At 41.3% G+C, this 23979-nt stretch carries 21 protein-coding genes and 1 pseudogene; 7 read left to right on the forward strand and 15 right to left on the reverse strand.

From position 1 onward, the window contains the following. Nucleotides 1-105: 105 nt before the first annotated feature. The 3 genes from Q0R52_RS10880 (at nt 106) to Q0R52_RS10890 (ending at nt 5359) form a co-directional block, all read left to right on the forward strand. Entirely contained in the window at nt 106-1308 is a 1203-nt protein-coding gene (locus Q0R52_RS10880; RefSeq protein WP_295794682.1) for a DUF87 domain-containing protein, read from the forward strand. A 524-nt stretch (nt 1309-1832) separates the two neighbouring features. Then, nucleotides 1833-2369 carry a hypothetical protein gene (locus tag Q0R52_RS10885; RefSeq protein ID WP_295794683.1) on the forward strand — a complete coding sequence of 179 codons (537 nt, stop codon included), beginning with the start codon at nt 1833-1835 and terminating at the stop codon, nt 2367-2369. Further along, on the forward strand, nt 2366-5359 hold the full coding sequence (locus Q0R52_RS10890) for a type IV secretion system DNA-binding domain-containing protein (protein ID WP_295794684.1): 2994 nt from the start codon (nt 2366-2368) through the stop codon (nt 5357-5359). Before Q0R52_RS10885 ends, Q0R52_RS10890 begins: the two co-directional genes overlap by 4 nt. Before the next feature lie 63 nt (nt 5360-5422). Here Q0R52_RS10890 and Q0R52_RS10895 read toward each other — a convergent pair whose 3' ends face one another. The 12 genes from Q0R52_RS10895 to Q0R52_RS10950 form a co-directional block, all read right to left on the reverse strand. After that, nucleotides 5423-5668: a hypothetical protein gene (locus Q0R52_RS10895; protein WP_295794685.1), complete on the reverse strand. Its 246-nt coding sequence runs from the start codon at nt 5666-5668 to the stop codon at nt 5423-5425. Nucleotides 5669-5678: 10 nt separating this feature from the next. After that, nucleotides 5679-6812 carry a hypothetical protein gene (locus tag Q0R52_RS10900; RefSeq protein ID WP_295794686.1) on the reverse strand — a complete coding sequence of 378 codons (1134 nt, stop codon included), beginning with the start codon at nt 6810-6812 and terminating at the stop codon, nt 5679-5681. 126 nt (nt 6813-6938) lie between these two features. Further along, complete coding sequence (locus tag Q0R52_RS10905) at nt 6939-8888, reverse strand: recombinase family protein (protein ID WP_295794687.1); 1950 nt, start codon at nt 8886-8888, stop codon at nt 6939-6941. 103 nt (nt 8889-8991) lie between these two features. After that, nucleotides 8992-9474: a hypothetical protein gene (locus tag Q0R52_RS10910; RefSeq protein WP_295794688.1), complete on the reverse strand. Its 483-nt coding sequence runs from the start codon at nt 9472-9474 to the stop codon at nt 8992-8994. Further along, nucleotides 9455-9799 carry a hypothetical protein gene (locus Q0R52_RS10915; RefSeq protein ID WP_295794689.1) on the reverse strand — a complete coding sequence of 115 codons (345 nt, stop codon included), beginning with the start codon at nt 9797-9799 and terminating at the stop codon, nt 9455-9457. Before Q0R52_RS10915 ends, Q0R52_RS10910 begins: the two co-directional genes overlap by 20 nt. Before the next feature lie 68 nt (nt 9800-9867). Next, entirely contained in the window at nt 9868-10140 is a 273-nt protein-coding gene (locus Q0R52_RS10920; protein ID WP_295794690.1) for a helix-turn-helix transcriptional regulator, read from the reverse strand. 647 nt (nt 10141-10787) lie between these two features. Beyond that, nucleotides 10788-11672, reverse strand: coding sequence for a hypothetical protein (locus Q0R52_RS10925; protein WP_295794691.1), 885 nt, complete (start codon nt 11670-11672; stop codon nt 10788-10790). Between the two features lie 3 nt (nt 11673-11675). Then, nucleotides 11676-12596 (reverse strand): hypothetical protein, encoded by a 921-nt coding sequence (locus Q0R52_RS10930; protein WP_295794692.1) that lies wholly within the window; start codon nt 12594-12596, stop codon nt 11676-11678. An 83-nt stretch (nt 12597-12679) separates the two neighbouring features. Further along, complete coding sequence (locus Q0R52_RS10935) at nt 12680-13603, reverse strand: hypothetical protein (protein ID WP_295794693.1); 924 nt, start codon at nt 13601-13603, stop codon at nt 12680-12682. 432 nt (nt 13604-14035) lie between these two features. Continuing rightward, nucleotides 14036-15634 (reverse strand): vitamin K epoxide reductase family protein, encoded by a 1599-nt coding sequence (locus Q0R52_RS10940; RefSeq protein WP_295794694.1) that lies wholly within the window; start codon nt 15632-15634, stop codon nt 14036-14038. Nucleotides 15635-15962: 328 nt separating this feature from the next. Beyond that, nucleotides 15963-17630 carry a recombinase family protein gene (locus Q0R52_RS10945; RefSeq protein WP_295794695.1) on the reverse strand — a complete coding sequence of 556 codons (1668 nt, stop codon included), beginning with the start codon at nt 17628-17630 and terminating at the stop codon, nt 15963-15965. Then, nucleotides 17608-17802, reverse strand: coding sequence for a hypothetical protein (locus Q0R52_RS10950; RefSeq protein WP_295794696.1), 195 nt, complete (start codon nt 17800-17802; stop codon nt 17608-17610). The genes Q0R52_RS10945 and Q0R52_RS10950 overlap by 23 nt, the downstream gene beginning before the upstream one ends. A 382-nt stretch (nt 17803-18184) precedes the next feature. On the opposite strand from Q0R52_RS10950, the gene Q0R52_RS10955 reads away from it, so the two are divergent. After that, nucleotides 18185-20413: a type IV secretion system DNA-binding domain-containing protein gene (locus tag Q0R52_RS10955; RefSeq protein WP_295794697.1), complete on the forward strand. Its 2229-nt coding sequence runs from the start codon at nt 18185-18187 to the stop codon at nt 20411-20413. Between the two features lie 12 nt (nt 20414-20425). On the opposite strand, the gene Q0R52_RS10960 is transcribed toward Q0R52_RS10955, so the two are convergent. Beyond that, nucleotides 20426-20788 carry a helix-turn-helix transcriptional regulator gene (locus Q0R52_RS10960; protein WP_295794698.1) on the reverse strand — a complete coding sequence of 121 codons (363 nt, stop codon included), beginning with the start codon at nt 20786-20788 and terminating at the stop codon, nt 20426-20428. Nucleotides 20789-20916: 128 nt separating this feature from the next. Between Q0R52_RS10960 and Q0R52_RS10965 the strand changes: the two genes are divergently transcribed. Next, a complete protein-coding gene (locus Q0R52_RS10965) occupies nt 20917-21372 on the forward strand; it encodes a hypothetical protein (protein ID WP_295794699.1) in 456 nt (151 codons plus the stop codon). Nucleotides 21373-21484: 112 nt separating this feature from the next. Here Q0R52_RS10965 and Q0R52_RS10970 read toward each other — a convergent pair whose 3' ends face one another. Together Q0R52_RS10970 and Q0R52_RS10975 are read right to left on the reverse strand one after the other, a co-directional pair. Continuing rightward, nucleotides 21485-21982 carry a hypothetical protein gene (locus tag Q0R52_RS10970; RefSeq protein WP_295794700.1) on the reverse strand — a complete coding sequence of 166 codons (498 nt, stop codon included), beginning with the start codon at nt 21980-21982 and terminating at the stop codon, nt 21485-21487. Beyond that, complete coding sequence (locus tag Q0R52_RS10975; RefSeq protein ID WP_295794701.1) at nt 21933-22382, reverse strand: helix-turn-helix transcriptional regulator; 450 nt, start codon at nt 22380-22382, stop codon at nt 21933-21935. The genes Q0R52_RS10970 and Q0R52_RS10975 overlap by 50 nt, the downstream gene beginning before the upstream one ends. A gap of 62 nt (nt 22383-22444) precedes the next feature. On the opposite strand from Q0R52_RS10975, the pseudogene Q0R52_RS10980 reads away from it, so the two are divergent. Together Q0R52_RS10980 and Q0R52_RS10985 are read left to right on the forward strand one after the other, a co-directional pair. Next, nucleotides 22445-22933 (forward strand): annotated as a pseudogene (locus tag Q0R52_RS10980) (ATP-binding protein); the annotation flags it as partial. A gap of 168 nt (nt 22934-23101) precedes the next feature. Continuing rightward, nucleotides 23102-23935, forward strand: coding sequence for an OmpA family protein (locus Q0R52_RS10985; protein ID WP_295794702.1), 834 nt, complete (start codon nt 23102-23104; stop codon nt 23933-23935). Nucleotides 23936-23979: the final 44 nt, after the last annotated feature.

Raw genomic sequence — 23979 nt, forward strand, 5'->3', positions numbered from 1 at the left:
ATTAAGTATTGCATAAGGGTGAAAACACAAACAGTAGGGCAGATTTATTTAAAAACTAACTATTCCGTCCTGTAATTCCAATCAATTTTGAAATACAGTTAGATAATGTATGACTACCATTATTTCACTCCCATAGGCATTACCAATTGGCGCGACAGCAATAAACTCTTTGGCATTAAACCAAACGACCGGCTTCAACATATATATTGCTTAGGTAAAACAGGGGTTGGTAAAAGTACATTGCTCATCAACATGGCGCTCGACGACATTCAGAAAGGCTACGGTATTTGCGTAATTGACCCACATGGGGAGACCGCAGACACTATTTTAAAGTACATTCCGGAGCACCGTAAAAAGGATTTGGTATATTTTAATTCGACAGACCTGGATCATTTGCCGGGCTTTAACCCGCTGTATAAAGTACCGGAACATGAGCGGCATTTAGTTGCTTCTGAAATAGTTCAAACCTTTAAAAAGATATGGATTGATTCCTGGGGGCCACGGCTTGAATATATTCTACGTTTTGCTATTTTAACCCTGCTTGAATACCCAACGGCCACTTTGTTAGACATTCAACCCTTGTTGCTTGATAAGGCGTTTCGCTCACTTGTGCTACAGTTTACAACCAATGAAAATATCTTGTCATTTTGGTTCAATGAGTTTGATAAATACCCGCCAAGCTTAAAGGCTGATGCTATTAGTCCGATACTTAATAAGGCGGGGGTATTTCGAGCAAATGCTACTTTGCATGGGATTGTAGGTCAACAGGGAGGCATATCTCTTGAAACCGTAATGAACAGTAGCCAAATACTCGTTTGCAATCTTTCAAAGGGCTTAATTGGCGAAGATGTTTCCACTCTTTTAGGCAGCTTGCTAACTACTGGAATGCAAACAACAGCCATGCGACGAGCGCACCTCCTACACGAAGAGCGAAAACCATTTTATCTGTACATTGACGAAGCCCATTCATTCTTAACAACCTCTTTTGCAACCATGCTTTCCGAAGTGCGCAAGTATAAGGTTGGGTTATTCTTAACCCACCAATACTTAGAGCAGCTTTCCGAGGAAATCCGCACCGCCATTTTGGGTAATGTGGGAACGATCATCTGTTTTCGGTTAGGGGCGGCTGATGCAAAGGTAATGGCGGAAGAATTTTACCCCATTTTTACCATTGAAGATTTTATCAACTTACCCTCGCATTCTATCTATCTAAAGCTGCTTATCGACGGTACTACTTCTGTACCATTCAGCGCAACTACATTACCAATTGCTGCCATACGTACACCAAGACTGTCTAACGATCAATGATGTAGTACATATTGACTCACGCTATTAACTTAAGGCATAATTATCGGTATGGAAATAATCACTCATGTACCTAATGATAGAGAAGTTTGGGTATGTATCTGTAAAAATACCCCTTCAGATTACGGGTTTTATCCCTGTGACAAAGATGGCAATGAAATCGAACCTCTCATTGGAAGCGATTGGAATGGCTTATACGTATGCGGCTCTTGTAGAAAAATAATCAATTTACATACGCTTAAGGTGATAGGCAAACACATTAGTACAGCCAGAAATTAATAACCTCATTCACCAGCGCCGCGAAGATAGCCCGCGCCGGATAACACGTAAAGGCTATACAAGCGGGCGGTTGTTGTTTTTTTGCTTGCCCGGCCTTTACATATTACCCGCCGTGCGCTTTGAGGTGCTTACCTGATGAAATGAATACGTGTGTGAATAAATATTACTGATATAGTATTTGTTTTTTCAAAAATCTCTTTACTTTTATATAGATAAATTATTGATAACCAAACCTTAAACCTTGTATTATGATTCTCATTGTCATCATCCTCATCATTTTGAGCATCTACTATTACTACAGAAGTCCCAAACACGTTGGGGCAGTCCATTCAAACAAATGCCACTATTTTGGCACATTGCAATTTTCGGCACAAGAATTCTACACTCTTGTTGAGCAGATCATGCTTAGCCGGCAAATACCGGATGTTAAAATGTCCCGCGTCAACTACAATGAAGCCGGTATGCTTTCAAACAAGCGGGAGTATTTACGAATAGAGCGTAAAGAAGATATATTTGACATCTGCGCCGCCCCCATTGGCAACGGGTTCTTTGTCTCATATTGGCAGGGTGAACCGAAACATGGCACACGCGACCTTGCTATGAAAGTTCCATTGCTAAACACTGTTGTTGAAGGCTGGCAAGGAACAACATATTACCAACTTGATACTGCAAGCATGTTTAAATTGTGCGTTAAAGACAGCATTACCGAAGCCATTGAACAAGTAACCACATCAAAAGGCATACGAGGGCTATCAGAAACTGAACGATTGGCATTTAGCGCATGAAACGCTACGAGGCGCTAACCGTTCAATTCTATGCCTGGGAACAACGGTTGCGGGGATGGGAGGCGTATCCTTTTCCGGTTGATATAGAGCCACCGTTTGAGCCGTTTTTCTATCATTCCGTGCCTGTGCAATCATCGGTCATAGATGACAGTTTCCGCCCCTCTGTATTCACACGAGCATATCAAGCAATTAAGAGCGTTGCTAGTTCCGGTGACGAAATAATTAATGAAGAGCCTGCGGATGACAGCCCGCTTGTTCCTTTCATTTGGGAAAATGATGCACCGCTCATTGCTCTTTCAGTGTCATTGCCGAAAGACCAAAAGATTCGGCCTGACGAAATAGAGCAGTTGCTCTTTATGCTCTCGCAATCAATCTATCCCATTTCATTTGAAATTATTGCAACCCAAGCCTCAATTAGGATTCAATTTGTCTGCCGTGAACCGGACGCGAATTACGTACACAATCAAGTCAAAGCATACTTTCCAACATGTGGTATTCATGAAGCATCCATAGGCGATATTGTCGCACCAGGCGGTCGTTATTTCAGATTTGATTTCGGATTGGAAGAGGAATGTATGCGACCGCTTGCAACACCAAAGAGTTTTGATGTGGACCCGCTCACCGGCATATTCGGTGTATTGGAAAACCTAACCGGTGGCGAGCAACTCGTCATACAAATACTGTTTAAGGGAGTTGCCAATCCTTGGGCTGAAAGTATTATTCGCTCCGTAATGGACAATGAAGGCGGCTCATTTTTTCTCAATGCTCCGGAAATGGTGAAGCTTGCGCAGGAAAAAATATCAGTACCATTATTTGCGGTTTGTATTCGTGTCATTGGTTACAATACAGACAATGACACCCAACGGTTAGCCAATGGTGTCATACAAGCCACACAATCGCCGTATAACAGCTTGTTTCCATTGAATGACGGATATTACAGTCAAGGCCTCGAAGACGTCATGTCGCGCCAATCTCATCGTTTAGGCATGTTATTAAACAGCAAGGAACTTGCGACCCTTGTTCATTTTCCATCAGTATCTGTGGTGTCTCATAAATTGGAGCGCGACACACGAAAAACGAAAGCGGCACCACCGGCGTTTTTAAATCATCAACATATTTTTGGTGCAAACATTCACCAAGGCAATATTTCAAATGTCACGATCAGTGAAACACAGAGGTTAAAGCACACTCATATCATCGGGGCAACCGGTACTGGCAAATCAACTTTGCTTCTTTCAAGCATCATCCAAGATATGGCCAATGGTGAAGGAATTGCTGTACTTGACCCGCATGGAGACTTAATAGATAGTATATTATCGTGGGTACATCCGAATAGGCACAAGGACGTCATCGTGATTGACCCGTCTGATACCGAGTTTCCAGTTGGCTTTAACATCTTAACTGCTCACTCCGAAATTGAAAAGGATATTTTATCCTCTGATTTAGTGGCCGCTTTTAAGCGCCTTTCAACCTCTTGGGGTGACCAAATGAATTCAGTCTTCGCCAATGCCATCCTTGCCTTTCTCGAAAGCACCAAAGGTGGAACACTCGTAGACCTACGCCGGTTTTTGATTGAAAAAAGCTTCAGGGATAAGTTTCTGTTAACAGTTGCTGATCCTAGTATCGTGTATTACTGGCATAAGGAATTTCCAATATTGAAATCTAGTTCCATCGGCCCGATCTTAACCCGTCTTGATTCCTTCCTCCGCCCCAAGCTTATCCGCAACATGGTAGCCCAACAGAAAAGCCTGGATTTTGAGCACATATTAGATTCAAAGAAGATAGTATTGATTAAGCTTTCCCAGGGATTAATGGGAACCGAGAACAGCTACTTGTTGGGTACGTTCTTGGTATCAAAAATCCAACAGGCAGCTATGGCACGACAAGCTAAACAAAAAGCTGACCGGAGCAACTTCTATCTCTACATCGACGAGTTTCAGAATTTCATTACACCCTCTATGTCTGCCATACTTTCAGGCGCTCGAAAATATCACTTAGGTTTAATCCTGGTTCACCAGGATATGCAACAATTAACAAAGCATGATGCAGAGCTTGCAAGCGCTGTAACCGCCAACGCTGGCACCCGAATATGCTTTCGACTTGGTGATACGGATGCGAAACGATTTGAGGGCGGTTTCTCATTCTTTGACGCTGATGATTTACAAAATCTTGATGCTGGCGAAGCTATTATCCGCATTGAGCGGCCTGAAAATAATTGCAATTTACAAACGCTGCCTTTTGAAGTAATGGAGCAGGATGTCGCGCGTGAGATCAAGGAACGAGTGATTGATTTTTCGCGCAACAATTACGGCACACCGAAAGAAGAGGTCGAAGCGCTGTTGAAAAATATCCATTCTGTACACGAATATCCGACAGAAAAAGAAACGATAAAAGCTACCTATATTCCGACACACAAACCCACAACGGCATCAAAACCAGCGGAACCATTTGTACAATCGCGGCTTAAAAATCCGGAAGACAAGAAGCAAGAAACGCAACACAGGTATCTACAGACCCTCATCAAACGCATGGCGGAATCACGAGGTTATACCGCATTCATTGAAGAGCCTACACCAGATGGAAGAGGTAAAGTTGATGTGAGTCTTAAACGAAACAATAAACTGATTGCGGTTGAAATTAACGATACATCAAAGGATGTGTGGGAGTTACATAATATTGAGAAATGTCTGGCTGCCGGATATGACATGATTGTTGCTTGTTCAACTGATAGTCAGGTGCGGGCACGTATGACAGCCAAGATCGAGGAAAAATTTGAAATTGCGCACAGAGAGAAAATGCTAGTACTCAGCCCAGACTCTTTGTTTCTGTATTTAGATTCTGAAATTGCGAAAGACGCTTCAAACGATATACGAGTAAAGGGGTATCGGGTAAAGGTTGATTATACAGCAGTACCGGAGCAGGAGATGGATAGAAAACGGGAGATGATCGCTAGGTCGGTTATTGACGCAATGAAAGAAAAGCGAATGTAGTAGTTTGTATTAGTTCGTTGAAGGCAAGTTCGAGAATAATGGCTCCGCCGCAGAAACTGTATATTACCTAAGCCAATAGCCGATAATTCCTCCTATAATTACTCCAGGTAGTCCTTTATAATTTGAGTTCGGCACATTATCATATCTTATAAGATACATAGCAATTACTAAAAGCATCAATGAAATAACAAGACGAATATTAGCCTCCTGTTTTGTCAGTTTTTTATCAGCTTTTGCACTACCTGCATGAGGGCCGGAGAATGCTTCGATGGTCTGTTTAATTGTTGTAAAGAAAAATCTAGTACTCATATTTCATGGATTAAGCAATATTATTAGTTGAGGAGCCATGCTCTGTGCTTGCGAATAAGAAATGTAAAGCTGTTATTACAGAACTTAATAGGGAAATGCCGGATGCATAAATCATCGCTTTAACTTTTATGTTCTTTTTCTTTAATGCGATATTGTATTGCTCGGACACATCTCTCATTGTTCCGTCCAGCGTATTGGGCGACAATTTGGTTTTTTCAAATGCTTTCACAATACTTTCAAAATCCAGGAAGTTAGTACTAAGAAAATCTCCTTTTTTGATTTCAAAGCTATTGCATGTGATCGATTGAGCATTATACTTTAACACTAATTCATTTATCTCATTGCGGTTATGATACACAACAAATGGACGACTTTTTTTATTTGCCTCCAATGTATTCTTTAATTTATCAATATTTTCAACAACTATGAAATTATTAAATTTTGAACAATTTCTAGTTATTTTTGATATGTTAACACCGTCTTGCCCTTCAAATATTTCGGTAGCTTTTTTCGCATTTCGTGATGAATAAACTATAACAACGGGTTGCATCGCCTTTTGGTTGTTCTGATTCATTGCCGATTGGTAATTTTGAAAAAAAGTTATGCCATACTCACTTAGTGTTTTGGCAAGTGCCTCTGGAATTTTGGACTTACCTCCCCAAATAATTCTCTTGTTTTTATGAAGCTGTAAGACCTTAATAATTTCCTTGGGATCTGGGCTTTTGGTTATCGAGTTTTCGGAGGTGGTTTGATATAAATAGCCAATCCTCCCGTTTTTATAAGCTATATCTCTCAATATAAGACAATCATCATATCTTCCAGTACCGTATTTAAAATTTGTTTTGTATTGACTGTTCAAATAATCAATATCTTGATCTTTAAATTTATAACCAAAGTACAATGAAAGTTCGTCAGCGTTTTTTATTTTCTTATTGAGACTTACAAAATTATAGGATTTTCCAAAGTCATAGCCAAAGTCTAATGCCCTGGTTCGTTCTTCAGTTATAAATTTTGCTTTTTTATAATTCTCATTTTCTTTTAAAATATGATCATAATATTCTTTGGAGAGTTCTTTGCCCTCAACTTCCTGTGCATAACTATAATTAATAGAGAGAAAGAATATAAGGAAGATAAATTTTTTCATTTAACTCGAAAGTTTAATTTAGACACTATAAATATAATCAATATTAATTAAATTCTTTAGGCACGTAGTAGTTTCCATGTTGTAAAAAAGGCCGTAATCGATAGATTACAGCCTTTTTTGTTTTGATCAAAAATCCAACACATCCTCCCATGTGGTTTTCGACGAACGGTCCAATAACGCCAATACAGCCATTATCTTTTCATAATTTGCAACCGTTGGCATAAATAGATTGTCTTCCCAAGTTGTAATTGTTGAGGGATCAACATTTAATCGGGCCGCCAATAGCTTTTTGCTATGGCCGTTTAAATACCGAAACTCCTTTATCTTCCCACCTAATGTACTCGTATCAATCGGGACAGGATTATACCCAAGAAACCGGGTAATTTTAGGCATTTGTATCATTTGTGGAACAGACCGTTTATTTTCCCAATAGGTTATTGTATCTTCGGACACACCAAAAATTCCTGCTACAGTAATTTGTGACAGCTTTAAGTCCAAACGGCGTTTACGCAAGTGATCAGAAATATCCACGAGTTCCTTGGGATACGTTGGATGCTTCGGCATTGGGCTATCGCAGTCAATTTCACAGAATGCCAACACAGGAATGTTGGTGTGTGGAACATTCTTTGGATTTGAGGAAATCATTGGAGCATAGGCTAAATTGATAGTGATTTCCTCTTTGCCTATAACGATGCTTGTTGTAATCGTTTCTACAATACCGCGCTTTTGTTCGAATGTCATATCAACCCAGTTGTAATGCAAATGTTCCACTTCGTTTAAGATTGCATCACTCGATAGTAGTTGCACGGTGCGGACATCAATTTCCGCTTCAAGTTCCGGTAATTGCTCATCGAGTTGTCGCAATCGTTTCTCCATCGGCACGTGTTGCTCACTGAAGGTATCTTTGGTAATTTCACCATCCAATCGCAAGGTTAAAAGGTCGTTCATGCGTTTTGAGAGCCTGTTGCGTTCTTTGCGAGTTGTTTCAAGCAATAGCTTTTTCTCTTGCAATTGCGTGTCAGACTGCGCCACAAATTCCTCATGGTTAATGCTACCTAAATAATCTTTCAAATACACCTGGTATATTTCGTCGATGTCTTCAGAACTTATGCGCGTTTTGCAAACACTACACAAGTACATTTTTGACGCATGTCTCACATACATCGTTTTCCCGCATTCACACTGTACAAAGCCGGATAACAGATACACGGCCTTGACGCTAATGCGCACAACCTTCTTTTCCTGTGCATCTAAAATGCTGTTGCATTTGTCCCACAGTTCAGCGTCCACGATTGCGGGGCAGGGCATAATCACCCACTCCGATTGCGGTTTAAGCGACCATTGTTTATCCTTGCCGGGGCTTTTAGTGTAATTCGCGCGGCGCTCACCCTTTGCACTGGGGTCGCGCAGCAGTCGAAGAACAGTGGTATCGGAAAATGCCGAGCCGTTCCGGGTTCTATAGCCGAGGTCATTTAATGCGCGGGCGGTGCTGTGTTTGCGTTGATGAGTAATAAATAACTCATACATCAGCTTTCGAATGGGCGCTTCCGTTTCGTCTATTACGAGCGTGTTGTTTTCCCACTTATACCCGTACGAGGCTTGACCACCCAATGATTTACCCATCTTGGCACGGATTGGCACCGAGGCCTGGACACGTGAGGCGATTTCCTCACGCTCCCATTCGGCCATTGCTGAAATGATGGTGAAGAATAACCGGCCGGCGGGTGAACTGGTATCGATGTTTTCGGAAAGCGAAATAAGGTCTGCTTGCTCCGTTCTGAAAATGTCTGCGAATTCTAATAGTTCTTTTGTGCTACGGGCAAGCCGGGCAAGCTTTGAAAAAACAAGCCCGGTGATGTGTCCACTTCTGATGTCAGAGAGCATTCGTTTTGCTTCTGGATGTCCCATGACTGATTTGCCGCTCACGGCTTCAAGTCTGTACACTTCCATAACGTGCCAGCCTTTTGATTCAGTATAATATCGGGCGCGGCGTTCATGATGTTCAGGGCTTTCTGCTTCAACTTGCATGTCGGTGGATACGCGTATCCAAATACCGACTCGTTTGATTGCTTCCATACGTTTAAGATTTAGTTATTGGGTTGTGAAAGGAATGGTTATTTACATTAAAGATATAAAAAAACAAAGCCTCCCAAAAGGGAGGCTAATTAGTTGTAAATAACTAATACGATGAATTCTTGTTTTCTTCTTTCCATAAATGGGCAACTAATACTGCTTCAAACATTTTGTCGTGATAATTATTGCGATTGGTTAATTCACGGTGTTGTGCACGTTGCAGGATTGGATAATGGAGCGTGGTATGGGCAATCAAATCTTGTCCATTTTTAATCGCTGGTATAGCTGCTTTAATATCTGCTTGGCTTTTGTAGTCAACCATACAGCCGTGACTTTTAACGATTGTGTCTATTTGTTTCAAAAGCGAAATGATGGCGGCACTATGGTGGCTTAGTCGGGGCACTTTTAGTATTATCGCAGTAACGTCGTGTTGCTCTAAATACTTTTCATACTTACTGATAATTGCTTCGCCTTTCTTTTCAGACCAGGAACTTTTGAAAGAGAGCGTATTCCATGACATAAGTCCTTTGTCACTAATAATTGCTATGCCTGATGTTCGGGTGCCGATGCTAATTCCCAGAATAATCATAGCCGTATTGTTTGTATTGATTGACAAGGTGGGTAAACAGCGCTCCACGAGTGCGCTTGATTTGGCGGTCTGGTATTCCTGCCACCCGGTCTAATAACTCTCGAAGTTTTTCATGGGGAACTTGGTGGGCAAAGGTCAGATAGAGTGAAAGCGCGTTAGGATCTTCGAGTTTGGCGGCGATTTCATGCGCGAGTTGAATTTCGAGTGGATTGTAATTAATATTATGAGTGTTCATTGTTGTAAAAAGATGCTCTAATAATTGTATCGTTCGGTCGCTCGTTTTTTTATATATTTCGATTGTTTCGTTCGATATAAAAAGCTTCAATAATTTAATGTTACTATCTGTCCCTTATCTAAAGGACATAGAAAGCCGGGCCGCAAATAACTTTGCAGCTAGATTGTCTTAAATTGTTCAAATTCTTTTACTCGTAACTCTTCGCGAAAAGTGTTGAATATATCGCTGTACAGCTCATTGGGGTAGGTACGGTATATCAAACTTAATTTTATCAGATTTACCGTACTTGGAAGCAGCGCTCCTTTTTCCCATAACGACACCGGTACCGAATCATGCAATCCTAAAAGGCTTGCAACTTGCCGTTGCGTATACCCCATAGTCATGCGGTGTAATCGTAATGTATTTGGAATAGGTTGATTTCCTTTTTCCATAACTATTAGGATAGCAGTGGAAGAAAGTTAGCATAAGGGAGGTAAAATAGTTATAAAGACGAAGTAGCTACAAAAAACTATAAATTGTCCTTTGTAAACAAAGAACCGGTTTGTAGAATTAGTATTCTTTCGTCCGGTTCGACCCCTCCGGCCGATTTTCTACAATGACCATGTTAAATTGAAAACCACAATGTTTTTAGATGGTTACAAATTACAATTAAAACACCATACAACTTCCACCAGTACACCCACGATGTAATTTCTCCTAAGTCAACGGATTCAAGATAAAAACAATTGAGTTTAATTGACCGCATAAGTGTCCTAAAAAGATATCCTCGCTAAATAATTTATACGGACCACGCATACAGAAGCAAAAAGTCTATTTCTGATTACAACGGAATTGCCGGATTGAGTTACATGGACGTGAGACAATGTTGCAGGCATCGATGTCTGCATGAATTGCCTAACGAGACATGACCAGGACGCTAACAATTCCCATGTTCAAGGGGGATGTCTAAACATGCCAATTCAAAATCCCACATCGAAGACATTAGCTAGAACCTTATTCGTATTTATGCTAAAAAGCAGAACCCACTGTTTGTAAGACAATCCGTTAGGCAAGCATCACACCGACTCGTGCATCACCATTAAACGCAGGAACCATATCGAACATTTTCCTTTTCAAACAAGTCGATTAGCAGTTTATTTTTTGAATTGTACACCCAATTTGTAACACAATTTCGTAAATCAGGGGCAATCTGAATAATCGATATTGCAGAATGCGCCTTAATATGAGGATTGTCATTTTTTATCATTATTGCTTTAAGCACCTCTATATTATTTTCACTACCTAATAGGCCAGCCATACGGATACTCAACTCATTACTTGAAACCTGGATATAACGCGCTATTTTAAACGCATGTTCGTCAAATTCATATTGTGGGCTAGCCGCTATATTTCTTTTAGGAATAATATTAATAGACACAGATATGCTTTCCGGCGGTATTTGATTATGTATATCTTTTTTCGCCTGATAATACATGATTTTACCCTCCGACAACGTGTATATTCCCTTGTCTTCCATCTTTACATGCTCTCCCAAAAGACCGGTAACTTCATCGGAATTATATATAAAAGACCTTGTTTTGTAGCCGGGCCCAAAGTACCCTGCGGTTAACAAATCGAAGTTATGGTCATGAAAAACATCATACTTAAAATTGGGATCCGCCTTTTCTGATTCAGATACCGGGCTCCAAACCACAGCCCTCAGTAAGTACTCGTCTGTCTGATAAATGCTGAATACAGAAGACCCGTGTACGTTTGATTTCTGAAAATCATATATATTCTTTAGTTCGGCAGTAAGAAAGTTTGTTAAGAACGTCTTATTATTGTTCAATTGATTTAAGTATTTAGCCGAATAGAAAAGATCGTCTTGGTTTTTAAAATCAACTTTTGTTCCTTTCATTATTTCTCTAAATTCTACTAATCCGATAGTTGTATCGTCTTCAGGTATTGATATTATTAGTGGCATATTCTAACTATTTGTTGCAAGTAGTTTATCTCTCAAAATTTTTGCACGGTCAGATAAAAAGGGAAGGGGCGAATCAATTGCAGATCGCAGGTGATCTATTGCGAGTGGGTGCTGTTCTAACAACATCGCTTCTATAGCCCTGATCTTAAGAAGCGGGTCGCCATATATAAATATCTTATCATACAACTCCTGAGGTGCGTCAATTTCCATCTCTATTAATAAATTTAAAAAAGCCATCAACCGGGCTAGAAAAGGCTTCGACGGCAATGCGTCAAAAGCCACAAGATTTTCATTAAATATCCAATGCAGTTCTATTCTGGGATTATTTATAGTCAGCGTTTGCACTACAACGGCTTCATCTACTTCTATAATTTCAATAATCCTATTACTATCCCAATTTGATATGGAGGCACCATCACTTAACATTTGTTCGTCAATTTCAGTCAGTGTTACTCCCGATGAAAAATTGTTTATATCGGTGTCACGCGGCACTTGTAGTATTCTTACCTTACATGTTCCACTACCTTTTATTACTAGCACCTGCGAATTGGCAGACCATATCAAAGGGGGCAGAGGATTTTTACTAAAATTACCCGTTCCTGTCCATGTCTTTTGCCCTTTAACTTCTAGAGCATCATTATCGTCAGCTTTAGCATGCGGCATAATGTTCACATTAGGCAGATAAATTGAGGCAGCATAAACAAATTTTTCGTTGTTAATAATTCGCATGCTCAATTTGCCCGAAGTCATCGGAGCCATGTAGTAATTGTCTTTCGATATAGCGTCTATATGCGCACTGTTTAAGTTGGTCAAAAAGCCGCCACGGCAGTGTTCTATAAATGCAGACTCGATCTCTGCTTTCCCAAACGCCTTCGTGATAGCGTTTTCCAGATAGGCAATTTGTTCTAATAGGTCTTGCTCCATAATGTTGTTTGAATTACTCAAATTTTAACAAAATTTGAGTCGAGGTTATCGGGGTGTCGAACTTATTTAAAAATGCTTAGTTGTCAATTTTCAATAAGTATAGCGCCCATTGCAAAGTTCTCGCCTAAAGCGAATGTCGTCCAGGGATTTTCGTGGTCCCTATCACGCCTGGTCAAACTATACTCCCTGTCCGCTCCAATTCTTGGATCGTTCTGAACCATCCAATCATTGATGTTCTCGTAATCTCTGTCGATTCCGGGTACCCTGTGACAGTATTGTTGTCCATACTGCACCAAATCATCACCATACCACTTGGCAGAAAGAGTTTCAAAAACGATAAAAAAACCGTTTACGGGAACCTGAAGATTGTATTTTGTTAAATCAACTTCTAGTTTGTGGAGCTTTTTGGGATTATATACTATGATACTATCTTTTATCATTTCCTTATCGGGGTATAAGCTATCGTCATTTTTCGTATATAACTGCACTTTAAATGGCTTATCGATACCCTTTAAACCATCATTTACGAAAAAATAAACGCTGGCTATGATTGCGCTCAGCTTTTTTTTATTCGGTATATATAACGCAAGTTCTTCATTAACGAGAGGGTAATACCTTCCCTTATACTCATCGGCAGTTTCTCCTAAAGCTATCTTAGTCGCTTTAGCCGAATTAATTTTCACTTCCTTAAGGGAAATTATAGAACGCAGCATCTTTATCGTGTCAGGCATATTGTAACCGGCCCTCATCTTAAATTGCGATGTGTTGTAGCCTATGCACGAAAACTTTAAGCTGCCATTTAAACCAACATTTTGCTTCCTCAAACTAACCATGCCATTCACATCTGTCATAAAGGCGGCTAAATCATTAACTGTTACGGTCACATTTTCAATGGCTTTAAGAGTTAAGCTATCTACGAGCCTCAAACGCCATACGTCATTTTGGTTATTCTGTTGCGCAAAAACAAATCCCGGCACCAACGTTAAAAAAATTAATATTTTCTTCATTCTCCAAGTAAAACGTACTAAAACAGTCATCAATATAACCTGATAATGTCTCATTATCAGGCTATATTAGTCATTTTTAAATGTAAAGCTTAACAGTAGCAATATGTTGCACAAACGAGTCCCCCTTCTACGGTTTGCTTAGTTTTACCGCCATCGGTAGAGGTAGACCCATCACACATGCAAACGCAATTAACGCCTGGCACGCTAACGGCTCTCGGATTGGTGTCCGAATAATAATATTGCATATTTCCGCCAACAATGTTTTTCATTTCGCTCCTTTTCAAGGTCTTAGCGATTTTTTCCAAGTTTGAATCTTTTGATTCCATAGTTAAGTTAATAATTTTAAGTAATTAATAATATTATCGGCACCGCCCCGATATCAAAACGGCATGTTAAAGGTTCATGCTCCCTTTTTCTTGTAAAAAGTTACTGTTATAAAAGGTACTTTAAATCGCTTAGTTTATAAATTTCCGGCAGTAACCGGCCGTTTAAGAAAACCGTGGGTGTATGCTCTATTTTCATTTCCGTACACCAATCGTTTTGCAATCTCAACTTGCTTGTCGCGGCTTCACTAATGGTCGCCGGGTATTGTTTTGACCATCCTTCATAGTCTTTTTCTCGATTGCCGTACCAGCTATTTAGTGCTCCCATCACGATATTTTTATCAGAAAACTCATTTATGGCCATTAGGTGATTGCAAAGTTTAGTTTTAATCTCATGGTCGTTCGAATCCGATTTGAAAATAATCCTTGCTTGTAATGTAACATCCCGTTTAAGCCAGTTCTCAAGTTGCCTGTGCGTCTCGCGGCAGGAGGAACACGTGGGATTGGTGACAATTGTTATAACATTTCCCGGCTCGTCATTGCCTAAAGATATACTCCACTTCTCGTCGGGCATAGAACAAAGCGGCTGAGCGGACATTATAGAATTGAAGACCTCTACGCTATATTGAAAGACCTTAAGGCGCCTTTTAAGGACAGGTACCTCTTGAACCCTTTGTAATATTGGTTTGATTATTCCCCAAAATATTATAGGTAACAGTAGGCAGGCAAATAAAATATCAAGACGGTCTGGCGTAGTGAATATGGAGTTATCAAATTTAAAAAAGGTAAAGGTAAAAAACTCGCACCATAATAAAGCTTGTACTATGCAACATAGCACACACCATCTTTTTGCAATGAGAAGCTGATGGTAGATAGAATAAAAGGTGTATGGCAGACTAAGCCAATTCGAAAACACGAGCGTTTGCCAACTAAGCGACGATCCTGATTCAAAAAGAGTTACCAAAAGGGTAGAGCTGAAATAAAAAAACCCCACCTCACTCCAACTAAGACCGGAAAAAACGTTTGCTGCACGCGAAGAAAGTATTGCGTTACAATCTGTCTTTTTGCCTGTCTGACAGATTTTTTGTATCAGTTGGTTGTTATGGTTTATGGACTCTGCTAATAGTAGTATCGATGTGAAAAGACCGGCTACTTTAATAGTGACAAGCGTTGTAATTTGAACCGTTACGTGACTAAGAAAAGCACTATGCGCAACGGCAACCGCCAAAATCAATAATGCCGCTAGTATTGCTAATAGAGGCTTTAACGAAGAGAATAACTTCTCCATTGTTGTCTTAATTTTCTTGACCGGCGTAATGGAAATCTTGGGCGTCTCAGCTGTCAAAACAGCGCCGCTAAAAATCCTGTTAAATTCCTCTACTTTTAAGTGACGCTTGTCCCATTTCTCGTTGCTGGCAGTAACTTTATCATCCGTTATTGAGTCAACCAGCAAAAAGCTCCCACCGTTTAAAGATGTTTGGGCAATGAAAGGAGGTTCTATGTTCCTGAAACCGCCCTCGTCAAATTTATAACATGTGTTATTAATATTATACGATGTTAATACATCGCTGATAGCTAAAATACTAGGGTAGTCCGGGTGTGTCGATAATTCTTCCACGATTTGGGCGGGCTTTGTACTTATTAAAAGCCTTTCCAATAACTTAACAACGACTGCATCAGGGTTTTTGTAGTTTTTAAATAGGTGCATAAGGTTCGGTTATGGGCACTAGGTAAAAATATAGATATTGGAATTTATAACGAAATGGTCGGCATTTTAAATAGGTATCATTTTTGTTACAATGGTTGTTTAGACCTTTTATGGCAGGCCGCTTCCGAGACACGAATTACCCGTGTTTGATGATTGAACCTTTTCTTTACCTGTTCTGCAACCCGCCCGTCATTGTCTGTCCTGAAGAAACTGACAAGTAGTGGCAACTATGAAGTCGAGATAACTGATTCGTTTTCTGATCTTTAGAAAAAGAACATTTTTGAAATCATCCAATCAATTTTGCCAGACATTAAGTCGTCGAGAGCAATCAGATATTTTCTTCAGAAGGATACTTGTCCTCCATAACTATTTTCCCTTCAACGATATCACTCAACTTCCTTAAATCATCCACAACCTGCTCTGCAAACTCCTTTGATTCCAAAGGCATTTCCTCGAAGGGAGGCATATTAGGTGTGGACATAGTGTTTGTTTCTGTGTTATGTAAGTTCACTATCGGAAATTTTAAGCTATCAAAATGCTTTTTTAGCTTGAAAACACTGCATACTTTGAGAGTTCGTAATTTTTCTCCATCAAAGGTTAGACCTATCGGAAAATAAAACTCTTGTAGTTTCCGCCTTATATCTAAAGAGGTTTTTTTCCACAAGAACTGCGGTGTTTTCAATGCCTCGGCCACGAAGTTTAAAACACTAGCAATCTCAAAATCGTCCACCTTTTTTACGCGCTGAAGTTCTTGTAATTCTTCTAACTCGTTTTCAAGCCTACCCATTCTACTAACAAACATTGTTTCGCTGACGTTGCCTTTTCGGTGCGTTGTAAAGAGGAAAGCGATTTCCTGGTTAACTTCTTCAACCCTTTTCAAAACAGCAGTATCAGCTACTGTATCATTTGCAACTTGCTTATTAAGGCGAAATTCTAAATAATCCTTAAGCTGATTTAAATGTCGCGTGTCCAACGCATATTCCTGTAAAAAATCCATGAACATAGATTCTAAAAGCTCAGTCCGAATCGTTGTATTAGGTTGGTGGAATGAATAATATGGGTACTTTTTATATTTGCCTTTAGCCCAGTAACCGGTTAATTGTTTGCCCTCTGGATTTAATATAAATCGACGGAGAGGGAAGTCTGGGTTTTCCTTTACATAGTGCTTAATCTTGTTTTTTCGTCCTTTTAGCGCTGCTTGGACGTCGTCAAATAATGATTCGGTAACCATTGGTTGATATGTTCCTTTACTTATCATGCCAAACTGTTTTAGCGTTCCTTTGTATAACGGATTACGAATTATCCGAAAGAAATATGACCGATTTATTGCATTGCCTTTGGCGTCCACCAAACCCTTTTCCTTCATCATTAAGCGCACTACCTCGGTTGAATAGCACCTATCCGCGATAAGTTCAAAGGTTTCAGTAACTAGTGGCGCCATTGCATTTGGCGCGATAGTAGCTTTGTTATCAATACGCACATTGTCATATCCTAGAGGCGCTTTCCAGACATATCGCCCCTCTTGTACTGCTTCTTTCATACCGCCAACGCTGCGCTCTGTTCGTACTTCGTTATCAAACTGGCCCACATTGGCAATAATGCTTTCCATAAATCGACCAGCCGGAGTATCTTCGAAGAATTCTGTTACCGATCTGATTGTAACGTTAAACTTCTTTAACCGCACCTTTATCATGCTGTAGTCTGCGATATTTCGACTAATACGGTCAACCTTATAAGCAATGACTGCCTGCACCCTATCTCTTTTTGTGGTGCAGAATTCCATCATGCGTTTCAATTCCTTTCGGTCTGTGGTTTTTGCGCTTTCTCCCTTTTCAATAAATATCTCTGCAATCTCATAGCCCTCTTTTAGCGCGTATTCGCGACAAAGCCGCTCTTGTGATACAAGGCTATTTCCTTCGTCAACCTGTTCCTTTGTAGATACCCGACAGTATATTACCGCTTGCTTAACTCGATTATTTATTATTTCGTCTTTCATATAAATATGCCTCTACAAGTATTTCAGCCAAGCGGTCAAGTAATACTTCAATGGGAGGCTCATTAGCTGTTAAATCCAAAGCGGAACCACGCGCAACGTCAGTGCTGCTAGGCAAAAGACTGCGTGGCTCCGCTTTGGGTACGTTGCTTATTTTTTTGCCTAGCGTTTTCATAATATCACATCCTAGTTTTAATATGCACTAAGTATGACAACCGAGTAAAAACATAAAAGGGAGGTGTTTTAGGTTTAGACCCCAATATCTTTAAAAAGCGTATATAACACTAAATAGCCTCTCTTTTTAACTTTTTAGTTTCCCGTAGGATTGTTAAGTACATGACTAATCCTTATGACCACTCAAAACCTTTCACCCCCATCGGCTATACTAACTTTCGAAACTCCAATAAGCTCTTTGGCATCAAGCTGCAAGACCGGTTTTCACACATCTACAGTATTGGGAAAACAGGGAGCGGAAAGACCAGTTTGCTGCTCAACATGGCAGAGGATGATATTTATAAAGGGTATGGAGTTGCGCTCATTGAGCCTCACGGGGATGCATGTATTGCGCTCATGGCGAGAATCGCGTCACCGTTGGCGAAAAAGAATCATTTTTTATTGATGCACCTGAAATGCCAACACTTGCGCGCCAAAAGGGAGAGGTGCCGCTATTTGGTGTCACAATTCGCGCAGTGGCCGTGGCAGACGATATAGAGGCTGCACAGCAATGTATAACGCAACTTGCACTTAGTATTACGGAAGCATCAACAACGCCGTACAATGCTCTCATTGCCCTACAAGGGCCCGAATATCCCGTGCATAAACGCTTGGCCGACATCGTGCTGCGCCAGTCGCACCGGGTGGGTATGCTGTTAAACGCGTCAGAGCTCGCAACGTTTGTGCATTTTCCGAGCATGTCCGTGCACAGTGCGAAATTAATCCAAAGCAATAGAACGACCCACCCCGCGCCTCTATCGCTCATTGGTCACGCGTACACATTGGGAATAAATGAACACAATGGAAGACCCTGTACCGTTGGCATTAGTACCGAGCAGCGCCTCCGGCATATCCATATCATGGGCGCAACCGGCACCGGCAAATCAACGCTCCTGAAAAGCCTTATTCTGCAAGACATTCATGCGGGCACCGGCCTCATGTGTCTTGACCCACACGGCGATTTAATTGAGGACATTTTACATGCCATTCCGGAGGAACGAATAAAAGATGTAGTGTTGATTGACCCTAGTGATACAGAGTTTCCCATTGCGCTCAATATGTTAGTCGCACATTCAGATATTGAACGAGAACTGTTAGCCTCTGACCTCGTGGCATTATTTCGCCGCTTTAGTACCTCATGGGGCGACCAAATGAATAGTGTTTTTGCCAATGCAATTTTGGCATTTGTTTGTAACAGCAAGCAGTATCACTTGGGCGACCTACGGAAGTTTCTTATTGAACTGCCATACCGTGCTACCGTGCTTACAACTATTACTGACCCCGATATTTCGTATTATTGGCAGAAGGAATTTCCGATTTTAAAAAGCAGTTCCATCGGCCCTATCTTAACCCGGCTGGATGCATTTCTCCGTCCGAAAGTCATTCGACAGATGGTGTGTCAAAAGCAAAGTCTAAACTTTGCTCAATTAATGGATAGTCGAAAGATTGTATTAGTCAAATTATCACAAGGGCTGTTAGGTGCAGAAAACAGCTATCTGTTAGGCGCGTTCATTGTTTCCAAGTTGCAGCAAACTGCAATGGCTCGGCAAAGCCAGGCAGCCGAGGTACGTATTCCGTTCTTCTGTTACATTGATGAATTCCAGTATTTTATTACCCCCTCGATGAATTCCATCCTTTCAGGCGCCCGCAAATACGCACTTGGCCTAATTTTGTCGCATCAGGATATGCAACAGGTTACGAAATATGATGGAGAAGTGGCGAATAGTGTACTTTCAAATGCCGGGACACGGATTTGCTTTCGGTTGGGCGATACTGATGCAAAGAAGTTAGAAGGTGGTTTTACCCATTTCACCGCCGCAGATTTGCAAAATTTATCAACTGGCGAAGCTATTGCAAGAGTTAGTATTATGGACGCTGATTTTAACTTAGCAGTCACTCCATACCATGACATTTTCGAACCGTCACATAAAAACGCAATACAAGCATATTCCCGCCGTACCTATAGTGCGCCTATCATAGCGGCTGAGACCGTACAACCCCCAACAATTGCGCCTATACCGGTTGTTAGACAAGAGCAGCAACAAGCCCCTATGCAAGCAAAACCAGTGCCGGTTATTGAGGACACCCAAAAACAGGAAAGCATTCGTGAGCATCGCTATCTACAGTCGTTTATAAAGAAGTTAGCAGAAGCACAAGGATATAAAGCAAGTCTTGAAGTACCCACGCCGGACGGCACTGGACAAGTAGACGTAGTACTCGAACGGGACGGGCAGCGCATTGCCGTTGAAATTTCTGTTACCACAACGGCCGAATGGGAACTCCACAATATTCAAAAATGCCTGGCTGCAGGGTATGAACAAATAGTGGTGTGCTCTTCTAATAATTCAAAGCTCGACCACATTAAACAACTGGTGAAAAACACGCTATCCCTATCACCGCAGGCAACCATACGCTTTGTGTCGCCAGATATGTTTCAAGGTGTTTTAGCACTCGAACCACCACGGACACCAACGCATATGGTGATGAAAGGCTATCGGGTGAAAGTACAGTACGAAACGGGAACAAATAAGCAAGACGTATTACGCAGCATTATTAGTGCTGGTAAGCGGTAGCATACCACTCCTTTATTTTTTCTTTATTAATTCTTTAATAATATCATTCAGCCGGGCAATCTCTTCGTCTTTTGCAACAATGATTTTTTCCAGTAATTCCTTTTGGCTACCATCAAAATGTCCAACGGTGCCAAACGTACATTGCGCCCCGTGATTCGTGCCATAGAAATTAATCACCGTCGGTTCAGTGCTCATAATGTCAGCCGGTGAGACTTCCAAAATTTCAGCCAATTTTTCAAGTGTCCCGGTGTCCAGTTTTGTTTGATTAGTTTCTATACGGGAATAGGATGGTTGGGTCATCCCTAATATTCCTGCAACATATTCTTGGGAGTATCCTTTAATCTCCCGTATCAATCGAATTTTAGGACCGTACATACAACGAAATTTATTAAAAGTACAAAGAACGCATAAATTATACAAACTACCTATACCTTATAGTTTTAGTGAATAGGTTATACAACGGGGCTTTGTGAACTTTACCGGAAACCCAAAATCACGCCTATATGAAAAAAATGCTACTCGCCTTTCCTAAAACAATACAACTGGTGTTAGGTATCATCGTAATTTGTACCTGCTTTAGTTGTTCCTCTAAAAAATCTGACCCAACCCCACCTGCATCACCATTTAGTGGAACATGGAAGGTAGTGAAAATTCAGGATGACGTGACGCTGCGGGATATTAGCAACGATACAGACCCGCCGTTTCTACCTTGCCAGATAGGGTCAGAAACAATCTTTCCATCTGATGGTACTACCTTCACGTTCAAAACGGCCTGTACAACCATCCCTTCTTACACCGGCGATGCCAGCTTCGATAAAACCACTTCGACATTGCTTTGCAAAAGTACGAGTGTGGGAGCTGTTTGGCATGGTATCGTTGTTTTTTCAGCCGACAAGTCAAGCTTCACGCTTGATGAGAAAACTGACAACGGCTATCTTTATACCTTCAAAAAGCAATAACATTGTTTGCGGCAAATAAAACCCAGCATACATGGCGACTGAATTTTTATATTCATCATAGACAGCTTTTCTTTGGTGTAAAAAAGCCGCCCTTACTGGGGACGGCTTACGGTTACACTACTTCCAACACCCGCTTTCGCGCGTGCTTCTTGTTATAAGGAATTTTCCGAAACGTGTGATACTTGGTGCGGTCTTCGAGATATTCGAACATCTCCGAACAAACATTGATGAGCCAATCTGTTTTAACACAGTCCTCAATGTCCACCCCGGTGTATGCTTTTCCAGTGAGGGTAAACAATATGCGCAGAAACCCTGCCGTAACTGCCTGTACTTCCGGAAAAGGTGAGGCGGGTTCGGCACCGAAGTGAACCGCAAGCCGCGAATCCTCGCCATATTCAAGACGGAGGTATAGTATCGGACTAACTAATTCATGGATGATGATGGGGTACTGTGACCCTTTCTGTTTTCTTTCGAGGATGTACCGGAGTTCTTCCTGTTCGAGTGTGGTGAGAAGGTGCAACGCCTTCGCTACAATGAGATTGTATGTCTGTTGGACAGATTCATTGTAGGACATCGGCAAGTGTGATGTGGATTTTTTCTGTTCTTTCATATTGAGTAGTTTTGTTTTTAAGAAAATCTGGAAGGCTGTCAAATCTGGCCTGTATCAGCAGTCGTTTCCGTGCGGTAGGGTGGTTCTTATTCAGTTCCCACCCTCGTACAGTTGTTGCGTAGACTGCGAATATTTCACCGGCTGCTTCGTACGGCAGTCCGAGGCAGTTGCGTAGTTGCTTCACTTTGCCGCCAATTGTTTCCGTTTCGTGGGTAAAGGGATAGTAGCCGAGGTATAGGAATATTGCGGGGTAAAGGTTAATTTGCGGCACAAAGCGATTTGTTTCCCAGTTGGTTATAGTGTCTTCGGAGACGCCGATAATACGGGCCACTTCGGATTGTAACTGGAGGGATTCAACCCGTTTTTTGCGGATAAAGTCGCCTAACGTTTGAGGAAACAATGGAATTAACTTTGATGGAGGTACAGACAAGGTTTTTCGGTAGGGGAGAAAGTTCAACGCCACCCTGTCCTTGCGGATACTTTAATCATCCGGAAAAGGAATGCATCTGTCCGCCGGGCATGGTTCAAAAATATTTAAGCAAAATATCAGGCCCGTTGCTCGACCGTATTGACCTGCATGTGGAGGTTACCCCTGTCAACTTTACAGAGCTGGCCAGCGACCGCCTTGCCGAAAAAAGCGAGCTTATCCGCGACCGTGTGATCAAAGCCCGCGAAGTGCAGGCCACACGTTTCGGCAGCAAACCCGACCTGCATGCCAATGCCCAAATGAGCCCCCAAATGGTACGCGACATCTGCAAAATCACACCCGCCGGCCAGGCACTGCTGAAAAAAGCTATGGAAAAACTAGGGCTATCGGCACGGGCTTATGACCGGATTTTAAAAGTATCGCGCACCATTGCCGATTTAGCGTGCAGCGAAGAAATTGAACTGGAGCATTTAGCAGAGGCGATTAACTTTAGAAGTTTGGATAGGGAAGGGTGGGCGGGGTAAGGGCCTATACTTGTGAACATACCTGGCTATAGATTAATGCATTTTGCGCATATTTACTGTATCGGATCCATGTCACTAGTACTTGTTTGAAGCATTTTCCAGTTTCATAATCTGTCGTCGCGCGAGAAACCCAGATGACATTCCATATTATTAACTTAACTTTAATTAATGAAGCTTAAATTAGTATTCCTTTTACTTATTGCGCTTAAAACAATGCCGATGTTTGCCTCGAACTCCGATACTGTTCGGTTATATTATAAGATAGCCGAATTTGAATTGTCGGCCGGCAATCAAAAGAAATTAGATTCATTGTGTAAATCGTTTAAAGGTGTCGATAATTTGCACATTACAGGTTTTGCTGATTATTTAGGGACCGGGCCGGATAATGCAGTGCTTTCTCAAAAGCGTGCCGAAATTGTTGCCGCCTATATCAAATCACATATAAACCTGGTAGTTGCCGCCGACTGGAAAGCCGTGGAAATGAGCACGGCAAAAAAAGGGCCGTTAGGTGATCCGTTTAACAGGAGGGTCGACATCGTGATTAATAAGATTATTCATACAAAGGTGGTCGCCCAGCCGCAATTGCCCCCACCGCAATTCACTGATAAAATAGCCCATTTATCAAACATTGAAGTTGGCGGCAGCCTGGCGTTGGAAGAATTGACTTTTCAATCTGCACGGCATTTTTTGAACCCCGAATGTGAAGCCAATTTGAAGATTTTGCTAAGCTACTTAAAACAGCACGACAACATAAAGTTTGAAATACAGGGACACATATGTTGTGACAATGGGCCGGACGGAATGGATATCGATTCCAGGGACTATAAGTTGTCGGTAAATAGGGCCAAATTTATCTACGACTATTTTGTAAAAAACGGCATCGATGCCAAACGAATGACCTACAAAGGCCTGGCAAGCACCAAACCCAAAGTTTACCCCGAACTTACCGATCACGACAAATATTTAAACAGGCGGGTTGAGTTATTGATTACCGGCAAATAACAACGCTAAGTTTGCAAACATTGCCCTTAAGCCTTTAACCGCAC

Origin of the sequence: Mucilaginibacter sp., assembly GCF_025359345.1 — a bacterium.
Taxonomy (GTDB): Bacteria; Bacteroidota; Bacteroidia; order Sphingobacteriales; family Sphingobacteriaceae; genus Mucilaginibacter.